This window comes from Priestia sp. RMT2NF4, assembly GCF_047872835.1.
GTDB classification, from domain to species: Bacteria; Bacillota; Bacilli; order Bacillales; family Bacillaceae_H; genus Priestia; species Priestia zanthoxyli.
Genome location: NZ_JBLQZO010000003.1, coordinates 493,018 through 506,592, shown reverse-complemented (window position 1 = coordinate 506,592; position 13,575 = coordinate 493,018). Strand labels below are relative to the sequence as shown.

General features: G+C 34.9%; 11 protein-coding genes, 1 pseudogene and 1 riboswitch. Of the genes and pseudogenes, 6 read left to right on the top strand and 6 right to left on the bottom strand.

Features of this window, described 5'->3' with window-relative positions; translation table 11 throughout:
• The first annotated feature begins 10 nt into the window (after positions 1 to 10).
• The 3 genes and pseudogenes from pcp to ACMX9J_RS16020 all read left to right on the top strand — a co-directional run.
• The gene (gene pcp / locus ACMX9J_RS16030) at positions 11 to 652 is read left to right on the top strand and encodes a pyroglutamyl-peptidase I (protein ID WP_416225981.1); all 642 of its coding nucleotides are present in this window, start codon (positions 11 to 13) and stop codon (positions 650 to 652) included.
• A 230-nt stretch (positions 653 to 882) separates the two neighbouring features.
• Entirely contained in the window at positions 883 to 1,620 is a 738-nt protein-coding gene (locus ACMX9J_RS16025) for a flagellin (protein ID WP_416225980.1), read from the top strand.
• A 344-nt stretch (positions 1,621 to 1,964) separates the two neighbouring features.
• Positions 1,965 to 2,078 (top strand): annotated as a pseudogene (locus ACMX9J_RS16020) (flagellin); the annotation flags it as partial.
• A 374-nt stretch (positions 2,079 to 2,452) separates the two neighbouring features.
• Here the strand turns inward: ACMX9J_RS16020 and ACMX9J_RS16015 are convergent.
• Positions 2,453 to 2,569 carry a hypothetical protein gene (locus tag ACMX9J_RS16015; protein ID WP_416226056.1) on the bottom strand — a complete coding sequence of 39 codons (117 nt, stop codon included), beginning with the start codon at positions 2,567 to 2,569 and terminating at the stop codon, positions 2,453 to 2,455.
• Between the two features lie 663 nt (positions 2,570 to 3,232).
• Between ACMX9J_RS16015 and ACMX9J_RS16010 the strand changes: the two genes are divergently transcribed.
• Positions 3,233 to 4,531 (top strand): hypothetical protein, encoded by a 1,299-nt coding sequence (locus ACMX9J_RS16010; protein WP_416225979.1) that lies wholly within the window; start codon positions 3,233 to 3,235, stop codon positions 4,529 to 4,531.
• Positions 4,532 to 4,659: 128 nt separating this feature from the next.
• Positions 4,660 to 5,817: a NosD domain-containing protein gene (locus ACMX9J_RS16005; protein ID WP_416225978.1), complete on the top strand. Its 1,158-nt coding sequence runs from the start codon at positions 4,660 to 4,662 to the stop codon at positions 5,815 to 5,817.
• A 1,323-nt stretch (positions 5,818 to 7,140) separates the two neighbouring features.
• On the opposite strand, the gene ACMX9J_RS16000 is transcribed toward ACMX9J_RS16005, so the two are convergent.
• From ACMX9J_RS16000 to pgsB, 5 genes are read right to left on the bottom strand one after another with little or no spacing between them, the layout of a single operon-like run.
• Positions 7,141 to 7,581 (bottom strand): peptidoglycan-binding protein, encoded by a 441-nt coding sequence (locus ACMX9J_RS16000; protein ID WP_416225977.1) that lies wholly within the window; start codon positions 7,579 to 7,581, stop codon positions 7,141 to 7,143.
• 23 nt (positions 7,582 to 7,604) lie between these two features.
• The gene (gene ggt, locus ACMX9J_RS15995) at positions 7,605 to 9,254 is read right to left on the bottom strand and encodes a gamma-glutamyltransferase (RefSeq protein ID WP_416225976.1); all 1,650 of its coding nucleotides are present in this window, start codon (positions 9,252 to 9,254) and stop codon (positions 7,605 to 7,607) included.
• 4 nt (positions 9,255 to 9,258) lie between these two features.
• Complete coding sequence (locus ACMX9J_RS15990; RefSeq protein ID WP_416225975.1) at positions 9,259 to 10,416, bottom strand: CapA family protein; 1,158 nt, start codon at positions 10,414 to 10,416, stop codon at positions 9,259 to 9,261.
• A 9-nt stretch (positions 10,417 to 10,425) separates the two neighbouring features.
• The gene (gene pgsC / locus ACMX9J_RS15985; RefSeq protein ID WP_013082090.1) at positions 10,426 to 10,878 is read right to left on the bottom strand and encodes a poly-gamma-glutamate biosynthesis protein PgsC; all 453 of its coding nucleotides are present in this window, start codon (positions 10,876 to 10,878) and stop codon (positions 10,426 to 10,428) included.
• Between the two features lie 11 nt (positions 10,879 to 10,889).
• Positions 10,890 to 12,077 carry a poly-gamma-glutamate synthase PgsB gene (gene pgsB, locus ACMX9J_RS15980; protein WP_098112731.1) on the bottom strand — a complete coding sequence of 396 codons (1,188 nt, stop codon included), beginning with the start codon at positions 12,075 to 12,077 and terminating at the stop codon, positions 10,890 to 10,892.
• A 396-nt stretch (positions 12,078 to 12,473) separates the two neighbouring features.
• Positions 12,474 to 12,558, top strand: a riboswitch (cyclic di-GMP riboswitch).
• A 250-nt stretch (positions 12,559 to 12,808) separates the two neighbouring features.
• Here pgsB and ACMX9J_RS15975 point away from each other — a divergent pair.
• Positions 12,809 to 13,219 (top strand): hypothetical protein, encoded by a 411-nt coding sequence (locus ACMX9J_RS15975; RefSeq protein WP_416225974.1) that lies wholly within the window; start codon positions 12,809 to 12,811, stop codon positions 13,217 to 13,219.
• Positions 13,220 to 13,575 lie beyond the last annotated feature (356 nt).

Below are 13,575 nucleotides of genomic sequence, written 5' to 3'. Positions count from 1 at the left end.
GACTAGTAGAATGACAACCGTATTACTAACTGGCTTTGAACCATTTGAAGGTGAAAGCATTAATCCGTCTTTAGAAGCTGTAAAAGCTTTGGACGGCGTTGCTGTTGAAGACTATCATATTGTTGCTAAGCCTCTTCCTACTGTTTTTGGCGAATCAATGGCGAAGCTTCATACGTATATAGAAGAAATCAGCCCTTCTATCGTCATTTGCGTTGGACAAGCAGGCGGCCGAGAAGGAATTACCGTAGAACGCATTGCTATTAACGTGGACGACGCGCGGATTCCTGACAACATCGGCCAGCAGCCTATTGATCGCCCTATTATCGAAAACGGCCCTGCCGCATACTTTTCGACACTGCCGATCAAAGCTGCTGTCGAAGACCTGCGCCAAGCAGGCATCCCAAGCAGCGTCTCTCAAACTGCTGGAACCTTTGTCTGTAACCACGTGTTTTACGGACTCATGAACATGATTCAAAACTGTTGTATTAAAGGGGGCTTTGTGCATATTCCTTACCTTCCTGAACAAGCAATAAATCATCCGGGGAAAGCTAGTATGTCGTTGGATTTGATTGTGCAGGGATTGCTTTCTGTGGTAAAAACCACAATTGTAACTGAAGATGATATTTTAGTTTCAGGCGGAGCTACTCATTAATGCTAAAAACCAGTTCGTGTAGAGAACTGGTTTTTCTTTTTATACATGCACAAATTTTTTATTTAATAAATTAATGGAAAGTATAAACAACCTCTCCTCTCAGTCGATATATAGTATGAACATATTTCCCAAAGATGTTCGATCGTTTTTATCCCGTTTCAAAGCGGGACACTTCTTGCATACAAGGATGTAAGCCAAGAAGTAAAACTTATTATACGGAGGTAAGGAAAATGAGAATTAATCACAATATTACAGCTTTAAACACGTACCGTCAGTTTAACAATGCGAATAACGCTCAGGCAAAATCAATGGAGAAGTTATCTTCAGGTCAGCGTATTAACAGTGCTTCTGATGATGCAGCTGGACTAGCTATCTCGGAGAAAATGCGTGGACAAATTCGCGGGTTAGATCAAGCTTCTCGTAACGCTCAAGATGGTGTTTCGTTAATTCAAACTGCAGAAGGTGCTTTAAATGAAACACATGACATCCTTCAGCGTATGCGTGAATTAGTAGTTCAAGCAGGCAACGGTACAAACAAAACCGAAGATTTAGATGCTATTCAGGATGAAATCGGTTCGTTAATCGAAGAAATTGGTGGAGAAGATGGAAGCAAAGGAATTTCTGATCGATCACAATTTAATGGCCGAAACCTGTTAGATGGTACTCTAAATGTTACACTACAAATTGGAGCAAATGCAGGACAACAAGTGAATCTGACAATTGGCAATATGAGTGCTGAAGCATTAAGTGTTAATAGCATTGATGTAACCGATTTTTCTGCTGCAACTTTTGATGAACAATTAGCAACTATTGATGGTGCTATTAACCAAGTTTCAGAGCAGCGTTCTGGCCTAGGTGCGACCCAAAATCGTTTGGATCATACTATCAATAACCTAAGTACATCGTCTGAAAACTTAACAGCTTCTGAATCACGAATTCGTGACGTAGATTATGCTTTAGCTGCATAAGCAGTAAAAAGCACAGTCGTCCTAGCTGGTAACGGCTAGTGAGTATAATCGGGTGAATTGCTGGAAACCCCTGAGAGCTTTTCTTACCACAGCGCAGTTGGAAACGACAGGCGTAACGGTTTGAAAAAAGAAAAGATTGGGCAATCAGCAGCTAAGCTCCTGTGAGGAAACTCTGGAGAAAGTTCAACGACTAGGATAAACCGTCTAAGGCAGTGTGCTATGACGATGAAATCCGTAGGTAATGAATATATCGTTCCGTATATTGATACCCGAAGTGCCCGGCCCCTGCTTTTTTAAAGGGTGAAGATATAGTCTAGTCATTTGTGAAAGCAAATGTTCGCGCGATGGCGAAAGAAATGATGGAACAAACAAAGAATTCAATTTTATCTCAGGCTTCTCAAGCTATGCTAAGTCAAGCTAATCAGCAGCCACAAGGCGTACTTCAACTGTTACGTTAATTGGTATTTTAAAAGAGTCTCCGTAACGGAGACTCTTTTCTGCCGTGCGACTTTATTTAGTTGTTTCTAACATATTAACTTTACTAATTGTTGAAGTCTATTCTTCTTAACAAAAGCTTTCTTGCTCAGCAAATTCCCAAAAACTTTTCTGCTGATTTATAACGCTATCTACCGCTTCAAATAAAGCAGACTGTGTTTTTCTGTGTGGAAAAACGCGCGAATCTTTCCAGTTCACATTTACATCGATAAGGCCTTCAATAACTCCCATGGTTGCAATAGGAAGATATGCTCAGTTATAACCTCCTTCTTGTGCTACGATGAGCCTTCCATAGCAATATGTTTCTTCTAATTCTCGCATTTTGTTCACCATATATTTAATTAAACCCTTCTCTTGTCACCATTAAACGTGAAATAGGATACAGTGCAGTTGCATCTTGCCCCGCTGATATTATGATAAGTTCAGGCTGAAATTGTTTAATGAATGGTGCAATAATCTATCCCATAGTCTTTGATACATTTTCTTGATCAACCGTTTCTTCAGGAAATATCACCCATGCACGTTGGTCTTTGTACAGAACCCATTTAATTAGTCGAGAAGGGATTTATGTCATATCAAACGATTTTTATGCGTGAATTGTTTCCACTACAGGCTCTTAGTCTTATCCGTCGTACCCTTTAATTCCAAAATACATTTTAGCATTGTTTTTTATTTCTTCTTATTAATCCCCCGTCAAATCTTGTTAAATACTGAAGTTGATAACTGTCTATCTAAGAGAGTTTAAGAGTGTATATAAAAAGGAAGTTCCAAAAAATAGTTACAATTCATCTAAAAAGTTTTATAATATGAATTATTCCAGTAGGTAATATTAACTAAAATGAAGGAAGTTACAGTGAAAATCGATTGTTAGTTGACACACTAACAACTATATTACCTTTATCTAGTTGTAGAGTAAGCTAAAAGAGCTGTAGAAAAATGTGTAGAGGTGATTAAATAAGATAAAAAAGTAGATATTATAAAAAGTTAGGCGATTCCGGCGGATTAATAGAGGTCGGTTCAACGCATAGATATGTCTCATAGTTGAATAATTGGTTATTATTCAACTCAACTGTGTTATGATGTTTCTCTAATTACAAAATATAGGACGTGAATTACAATGACAAAAAGAGCAAATGTTGCTTTTAAATTAGCTTTTCTTTTAATTTTACTTACTTATACATACCTATCAAATGCAACATTATCAAACAATAAATTTTATGCTGCTTTAACATTAGGATTTTCAATTCTACTTTTATTTAAAAGTAGAAAAAATTTACCGATGTTTTTAGTTTCTTTTTTCATTTTATATTGTAACTACAGTGTTGTTATGGGCGAATATTTTATTGGAGGAAGCCTAGGAGTACCGCTATTACAAGTTAAGACAATAGAGCATTATGGACTAAATATAAGAATTTTACTTATATTCACAAGTATTGTAGCTCTACTTTATAAAAGTAGAAATGTTAAACAAAATAGTTACTCATTAGTTGTTAAAGACAATATTGCCATCTTCTTAGGGTTATTACTTATTTTATTATATATCTTAGCGTTTGGAGTAAATAGAGCTGACTTATCATCTTATAGTGTAAGTATTACTCCATTGTATGAGTACTCATCCATTCTTTTTCTTCTGGCGTATTATTTTTCAGGAAACTCAAAGATAAGAATTTGTATATTAGCCTTATTATTAGTCCCATATGTTCTACAAGACTTCTATTACGGTGGGAGAATTACATCTTTACAGCTCATATTATTATTTTTAGTAACAGTATTCTTAAAAAGATTGTCTGTAAAACTCGTACTAGTCAATGGATTTATAGGTATATTTCTCAATAGTCTAGTCGGAGCTTATAGAAAAAGTTATTCTTTAGATTCGCTAAACATTATAGATGTGTTTATCAATATAAAAGACAACCTTTTTGTTTTCGATACCCCAGTATTCGCATATTATTCTTCAGCAACACAAATAGCTGCAAGTAAAGTAATGTCCATAAGTGATAGATTAAATTCATTTGAAGGTTTCATAGGTTCAATTTTCGCTGGTGAAAGTTCTAGCGAAATAGGAAGCGTCAGTCGATATGTATCTACACACTACTTTATGAATGTCGGAGGTGGATTCATTACATCTTTCTTTTATTTATGGTTAGGATTGGCAGGGGTTATACTAATATCGCTAATTGTTGTTTTTATTTTCAATAAAGTAGGTACAGGAAAAAATGATTATTGGCGGTTAGTTACAGTGTTAATTATTTTTTCAACACCCCGCTGGTATATGTACACTCCTCTTAGTCTAATTAGACCTGTACTATTATTCTCTGTATTATATCTAATAGTTATGTTAGTTCATACAATGCTGGTTAAAATTGCTGGTGGTAAAAAACTAACACCGATGGCTAGTAAGACTAACACAGTTTAATTTATTAGGTATATCGAATAGCATTTTATTTTTATATTTTTGTTTGTAAATTTAAAACTTGTACACACCATTTGGAATAAAATTCATATAATATAAGAAATGACTCTTAGTCTAAAGGGGACCAATTTATGGCAAGATCAAAAATAAACATAAGGCTATCTGGGAAGTTTCAAAAGCTTCTGTTAGCTTTTTTCTTACTCCTTATATCAGTTATTAGTGTATTATTTATAACTCCAGAGAAAGAAAATGTATACAACGTAAAAAATGATTTTGGGGTCAAGGGAGATGGAATCACTGATGATACCCAAAATATACAAAAAGCTATTGACGAGGTCCCAACAGGGTCTACTATTATATTTCCAAAAGGTGTATACAAAGTAAGTAATATTTTAAAACATAAAGTGGTAACTGGCTATGGAACAAGTTACTCTGCACTTAAAATAGATAAATCTATAAATGTAGTACTTGAAGATGCTATTATAGAAACTAATTCTTCTGAAGAATATGGGATTTTTTGGATATATAATACATCTGACGTAACAATAAAAGGCGGGAAAATAATCGGAAAAAAATTCCCTGAAGAAGGTAGCCTTACGTCTAGAATAGGAATATTAATTCAAAATAGTGAGAACTGTTTATTAAAAGATATTTATTTGCGGAATTTTACTCAGGGAATAAACCTATATTTTTCAAGTAAGAATAAACTTAAAAATATCTCAACAGAGTATAACAGGGGTTCAGGTATTATAAGTTTTCGATCTAATGATAATTTAATTAAAGACTGTTTAATCAGAAACTCAAGTGATGGGCATTTATCTCTATATGGTGGGGGTGAAAATAATAAGGTTTCTAATTGTACCATCCTTGAGGATCGTAAAAATCGAAAAAGTGAACAAGGAATAACTATTGAAAGTGAAAAGAATAGTACTATTAAGAATACCGTAGTTACAGGTTTTTATTACGGTATTGATATAAAGAATGGATCTGAAAGTATTATTGTTAAAAATAACCGAAGCTTTAATAATCAATATAATATTGCGGTTCGCCCTGGAGATCCCAACAATTTACAAACAATAAGCAATAATATAAAAATAGCGAATAATAATGTTCTTGATACAAGAGAGGAAAGACCAAGTGGAGGTATCATATTAAGCAAGGGGAAAGGTCACATAATTGAGGGTAATACCATTAATAAAAATAACCTTATCGTTAATTCTATTGTCATCAATGATGACAGGAATTCACCAGATATAGAAATTTATAACAACAATTTTATAACACCTTAAATTAATTATACTTGATGCCTATTCGAATTTCCTATGTAAATATCTCAGATTCTTATTTATAATATCAGCATAGATAAATCAAAACCCCCGCTCCAGAGAGTAGGGGTTTTAATTTATCTATGCTGCTTATAACAATTCTTTGTGGTTAAACTAGCTATATGTACTATCACTTCATATGATAAGTAAACCTTTTAAAAACCTATCGGGACTTACTTTGTTTTAGTACCCTAAATAGTATTATCTGCACCACATTTAAAGTCAACAGAATTTAATGCATTTCGAAGTTGCTAAACTGCTAATTTATCTTTTAATACAGCTTTAAGAATAACTGCAGATAATGAATGTTTATAATCAAACGTTGGTGTATTTTTGCTTTTCACTGTAAAAAATTTAATCAGTTAGTTCTCAATACGGATGGTTTTACATCTGGATTAGCACCAATTAAAACCCACACAGTGGTGCCTTCTTTTCTATCTTTTAAAGCAATACTCTAGAACGTATTCCCTTCTTGTAATGTGTATAAATCTAGAATAAGTGGTGCTGCTTGACCTTTTAAAAGAAGGTTGATAAATATGTTGTATCTTTAAATAATTTTTTATAATAGTACATACATTAAGATTTTCAAGAGTTTCTATATCAAGTTAATTGGTACAATAATTGACCATAACACAGATACCGAGATTAATTCTGTTGTTGTTACCTGTGCGATAACTTCGCTTAGTAATATCTAAACAGTAATAAGTAACTAGTTTTCCATCTACAATTAAGGCATACACAATTTCTGATCATACTTTTGTGCAAATATAAAAATCAGAAAACTTTAACTCTAGTATCTCCAGCTAACTATTTAGTTAAAAGTGATGCCGTACGCGGATGATAACGGTACCCACACATTTTTTTGTCTGTTATACTAACCCTTGTACAGGAGTTTTCTTGTTTATCAACCATTTCTAACAATTCTAAAAAAGAAAACTTAACACATTAAGCTTCTTGGAGGTTTTTTATTATTTTGCGATAAATGCCCAACTTTATTGATCTCTACTTTTCCTAATTCCATAATTATGCACTTACGTCTAGTTATTATTTTCCTACAAAACTGATTAATGATCCCTTTTACCAACCAGTTGAGGAGGAAGGCTTTATCTTTTATCTAGTCTAACGTTTTGAATTTCTCATGCATTATTTTTCAAAAAATAAGAACATTTTGCTTTTATAAATAAACACAAGGGGAAACAAAACTTCTTTCAGATTTGTACTATTAAAAAACATTAATTGAATTGGTAAATGATTGTAAAAAAATAACCATTTACCAATTCTAGTTAATTATAAACTACTACTAATGCTTGCGGCTTTATCCTCCGTGTTTTTTGTACTAGTACCTGTATTTACTAGTGCATCCCACGTCTGAGGTCCTACTACTCCATCTGCCGTATAACCGTTCTTCACTTGAAACTCTTTTACCGCTTGTTCTGTTTCCAAACCAAAGTAACCGTCTGGATTAAGACCTAAAGATTTTTGAACTGTTTTAACTTCTTCTCCTGCTGAACCCTTGCCAAGAGCTGCTACACTGCTAAGCGATAGAATTTGAGTTTTATCTTCTTCTTTAGCTTTAGCCTGTTGCATAAGGCTTGCGTATTCTTTAATTCTTTTTTCTTCAGCACTGCTTAATGTTTGTGTATGTTTGAAGTTAGACATAATAAAAAAGAATCCTGCCACGATAATAATAGGAACAAATATTTTCATAAGATTTCTTACAATATTCATGGTACTCTCCTTTGAATATATAATTATTTAACTTTCCAAGTTCCTTGTCTTCTAAGGTCTGCTGCTCCGTAAATACGATTGTCTTTTTGATCAATAACAATCGCTTGTATACCCCCATAATAAATAGCGGAGCTCTTCTCCTTCACGTCATATCCCATTCCTTCTAAGTCTTCTCTTACACTCGTAGGATATTGAAATTCGGTGTACAGATGGTTATTTTCTATTGAAAACCTTGGTGCATCAATTGCATCCTGTAAAGAATCCTTGAATAAAAGGTGGCGAACCAGAACTTCCGTAAGCATCATAGGTATTCTGCTTCCTCCAGGCGTTCCAATCCCAATGACCTCGTCATCTTTTTTAAGAATAGTAGGTGCCGTAAACGTTCTTGAACGCTTATCAGGCTCGTAATAATTAAGAGAGGTCTTTACGTTATTAAAGTTATTCAAATTGTTGTTAAGGAAAAACCCTTCTACATTTTCTCCTGAACCAAAAAAGTTGCTGAGTGTATTTGTAACGGATACAACCGTTCCTTCTTTATCTGTTACAACAAAATGCGTGGTACTAATATGTTCTTCTTCAAGTTCATCGCCTTTAAGCTTATACTTATCGGATAGCTTATTTAACGAAAGATCTTGTGCAAGCTTCCTTGAATATTCTTTTGTCGTTAGCGCTTCGTCATCTATATCAGAAAAAGCTGGGTCTCCAATATGGGCGACACGATCACTATTAGCTCTATTTGTAATTTCAGAAGTAACATGTGTAAAAAGCGCCGTATCTTGTTCTGTCTTTTGAATGTTTAACATTTCAGCCATTTGTAGAGATTGTATTAACGTAATTCCTGCAAAAGGAGGAGGTGCAGAGATGACATCATAACCCGCAAATTCTCCGTGAACGGGTTCTCTTTCTTCCACAGAATACTTTTCTAAATCAGTTTTTTGTATTCCTGGTACTTCCTCTGCTATTTTCTCTGCGAGTTTTCCATTATAAAATACGTCAGAACCTTTTTTCTTAATTAGCTCAAGCGTTTTGGCAAGTTCAGGCTGTTTAAGCTTTTCACCTTCTTCAATAGGTTTGTTTCCTGGAAAGAAATTAGGGATTTCATCTTCTGATAGGCGATATTGTGCACCTTTCAAACGTTCTGAAAGCTGCTGACCCACTGGAAAACCATCACTAGCTAATTTAATAGCAGGATCTATTAACTGAGCCATCTTTTTGCTTCCGTATTTTTCATGAATTGTTTCCATTCCTTTTACAAATCCAGGCACGCCTATTCCTTCTTCAGATCTACTATTTGAAGAAGGGCTGGTTTCTCTGTAATCGAAAAAAGTTGGCTTGTCTGATTGGTTTCCAGGAAGAATAAGCATTCCTCCTCCTCCGCCAATACCAGACCCATAAGATTCTACGACTCCTAAAGCATAAGAAACGGCAATAGCAGCGTCTACGGCGTTTCCGCCTTCTTCCAATACATCCATTCCGACTTCAACAGCTATCGGATTTGAAGAGCTTACACCGTATCCACCAGAAGAATGATTAATCTCCTTGCTAGACTCAAATTTATTGATTTTTTTATAGAGCTTGTTATCTGTTTCACTATTAAACTGCTGTACAACTGCGTAGCCGCCGACTAGCAGAACTGCAAGGAAGATTAGCGAGTACATCCATTTTCTTTTCATTTCTTCAGTTAACCCCTTTTTTTACTACTCGAGAGTGGTCCACTGTAAAGACTAACTTATTGTTTTCTTCTTTGATTACAAGTGATTTTGAAGAACTTTTAGTTAGACGCTTGAAGATTTTTTCTCTATAGTACGTATCCCATTTTCCTAAGGGAGTTGGCGTAGCTTCTTTTATAAGCATAGGTGTAATTTCAAAACGGGCTGTTCCATCTTTCTTTAGCTTATACTGAACGAGCGCACTTTCTCGTGATGCTGACCATCCTTGGTCGAATACAAAATTCCCCAAGCTGTAAAAGATAACCGTATTTTTATAGACATCAACAGATTGTAAAACATGAGGATGGTGACCAAGAATAATATCAGCTCCTGAGTCCGCCATTGCTTTGGCTAATCCTTTTTGTCTAGGAGAAGGAGTCGTGTCATATTCTTGTCCCCAGTGCGCATGCACTACGACTAAATCTGCGTTTTCTTTTGCTTCCTCAATTAGTGGAATGAAAATTTCTGGTTTAGCCGGAAGTATCCCTGGATCATTTTGGTTAGCTTCCGAATCAGCAACGTATGCATCCGTAAAACCAAGGGTAGCTATTTTAATTCCATTGACTTCCTGATAATTAATTTTACTAGCATCTTTAATATTTTTTCCAATACCTACAAAATCCAAATCCGACTGATTAAATGTCTTTATTGTATCATTTAGTCCATTTTCCAAATAATCCATCGAGTGATTATTTGCTACATTTAAAACAGAGAGATTGAGATTCTTTAGAGTCTCCACCGATTGCTTATCAGTTTGCAAGTGAATATACTTCTCCTGTTCTGGATACTTATCACTAAGCGTAACTGGATGCTCAAAGTTCCCTGTTGAATAATCCGCATTTTTAAAGTATGGCTTCACATAGCGTAATAAATTTTCTTGACCATAACGGCTCGACGCTTTTTCTACATTACGCCCAAACATAATATCTCCAACCATTGTCGCATTAATTAACGTATCATCTGTTATATTATTTTCAATTGCTTCACTTGGTTTACTTAGAAAAATGATCCCGTACATGAAAATTACAAGGATTACCAGTGTAATCCACACATGTTGATCTGTTTTCTTTTTTGTCGACTTTATAAATTTTAATAACTTTTCTTTAAAATCCAGTTTTCTATCCATCAAATCACCCTAAATAAAAAAGTTATATACAAACATTAAGCTGAATGTAGCACCGCTTATTAACAGCGTGCTTCCCATCGTCATTGCCAGCCCCTGCTTTTGAATCGTGTTCGCAATTAATCCAGGAACAATGACACCGATTCCGCGAAATTCGTAAATTTCAAAAGGCATAATGGGGTAAAAGTAGTCAAATACTAGCTTCAGCGAAATTCCCACCACTAACATCGCAGCGAATTTGCGACGACCATATAAAATTACAAACCTTCCAATTCCATGTTTTACAATGACATAGGTTAAGAGACTAATAATTAATACCATAACTAAAAAAACCGGCTGATCAAAAATTAAGCCAATATAACCTGGCACAACTAACCCTGCAGGAATAATCCCTGTTTTTTCTGTGAAAATTAAACTTAAAATAACCCCTAATACTAATGCTACATATAAATCCGAGCCAAACATGCACTTTCCTCCTAGACAACTTCCTCAATATGTTCATAATTCTTCATTGCTTCAATTAACGGTTCAGCAGCACCATGGATATTTCCTACTCCATAAATCATTCGATTATGTAATTCTGGTCTTAACTTATCAAATATTCCTTCTGTGCTATAACCTTCTAAGTCCCAAATTTCTTTTGCTGGAATGATACCTTCGTTGTAAGCATCCATAATAGGACTAGTCGTTTCTCCAATTAACACCAAAATATCAGTTTTAATATAAGGTAAAACGTCTCGTGCAAACTGCTCTGTACGATCTACACGATCAGGACGGCAGTTCATAATAACTATAGGCGAATCTACTGAATAACCAATCTCTCTCACTCTTTCCCAAATTCGTAATGTGGAAGCAGCATCATTTGCAGCAAATCCATTTACCAAAAATGCAGGCGCTTTAGGATCACCAAACTGAGTGATTCTCATTGCACCAGGATCCGGATGAGCATTCAGCATTCCTCTAAAAGCAATTTCTTCTGGGATATCTAACGCTTCTGCTACGGCTAATGCAAGCGATGCATTATCTGGAAATACCATATAATCAAACTTTCTTAAGAACTCATCTGTAATTCTTGAATTATCTGCCACAATTACTTTTGTTCTTCTTTTTGCCGCAACTGTTTTAAAATACTCAAGATACGGACCATCGATCGTAATTAAATGCCCTTTGTAAGGAATCGTTGGTAGAAAAGCTTCTGCTACTTCGTCCAGTGTTGGTCCCATAACATCCATATGATCTTCTAATACATTTACAATAACTCCAATATTTGCTTGAAGCATTTTTTCTTGAAAAGTAATTTGATAATCGGGATTCACCGCCATACATTCACTGACTAGTGCCTCAGTCTCAAGTTTTGCTGCCTCTTTTACGACGCGTCTTTGCTCTCCTATATTCGGCCCTTCAGGTCGTCTGACAATTGGCTTCTCTTCATCTGTAAACCAATAAATCATCCTGGCTGAAGTTCCCGTAGTCTTTCCAATAGTTTTATATCCAGCTTCTGTTACGATTCCAGTTATCAATCTAGTAACTGTTGATTTTCCGCGAATGCCATTAACATTTATCCTCACCGGAATAGAATCGATATTTTTTTGATGTTTAACCTGTTCCCATGCTCCATAAGCAAATACTAGAAATAAACAGATTAAAATAATACTAAGCACCATTTCGATTGTTTCCTCCTTATTTCGACTATCTTTTTTAATAGGAAGCTTCAACCATAAAAATAATTATAATTTAGCCCTATATTTCAATTTTTTTACTTAACTTTTATAGTTAATCATACCTAGCTAAGTTTATCAATAAGAGAATTAAATGTAATTTATGTTATTTACTAGTAATTAAACCTCTTTGACCTCCTGCTATTACAGCATTTGATGCCCCCTAAGCAAATTACTTCATCTATAGTCTCAAAAACCTAAATCAAATAAAAAAACCAGTCGAATGTCATTGTGTTTTTTTAAGTTAAAATACCTATTTATATGGTAAAATATAAAATGATATTCATTATAAAGTTTCTTTTTTGACTTTTATGTTCTCTAAAAGAAACAATTCGATACTTGTACAGATAAGGGCAAACGAGGTGAAAAGCTGGGACGCAAAACTTCGGGTCGAAGGTCTTATGACTATGACGGCCGGGTTTCCTGACACATACGGAGGTAAAGAAAAACATGAACAATCAGTGGCTTTGTATATGAGGCCACGCATTGTGGAATTTTTCATTTTAGTCGAGAAAGCCTCCACCTCAGGGAAAGAGACGAGCATAGCCCAGCGAGTAGATAAAGGTAAATCGGTCTTTTTTTGCTACTTTTTAACTTTTAATTGCAATTATCCTCTCTCTTATTATAAACTATTAAATAATTATAAGAACATAAGTTCGATAGAGGGAGGGGGAAATATGAAGAAAGCGTATTTTTCAAAGCGTATTTGGAAAAAGGAGATAAACGACCTTACGTTAGTTGAAATAGCATCGTTGAGTGAATTATTTAATCGTGCCAAACGATTTGTATTTCAAACGCTCGTTCGGCAAAAACGTTGGAACCGCGAGCTTCATAAGGAAAGTATCCATTTAGTCGTAAAGAAAAAGTTTGGCGTAAATGATTACATTGCAAACAGCATTGTAAGCGAATCTCAAGCTCTCCTAAAAGCCCAATCCGAACTTAATAAACTGTACATCAAACAAACAGATGAAAAAATAAAGAAAAAGTTAAAGGTTAAAGAAAGAACGTTCTTTTTTAACGACTCTTCACGCGCTTGCTTATATAGAAAGAGCTGTATGCGTGGTTGTCCTGAAGGGACACTTCCGTAATTTGTATGGCTAACCGACCCCGTTGAACGGGAAGGGTTCCTAAATCTTTAGAGATTTTAGGAATCCCCACTTCAAGCTTGCTAAGTGGGGGTAGTTCAATTCCGTGATTACTTAACGAGCCCTTTTGTACCGCAAGCCATTTATCCGTACTTAATGAACGGCTGGGTATTACTAACATATCTGGCTATTTACCAGTCACTATACATGCTTTATCAAATTTGGACGCTTAAGAAACCCATTCAGGCATGATAGAAATGTTGGAAAATTAGCTTATCGCTAGTGTATATAACAGATAAGCTAATTTTCTATGGTCTATATTCTTGGTTAATACGTTAATAGATTTTATTTACTTCTTT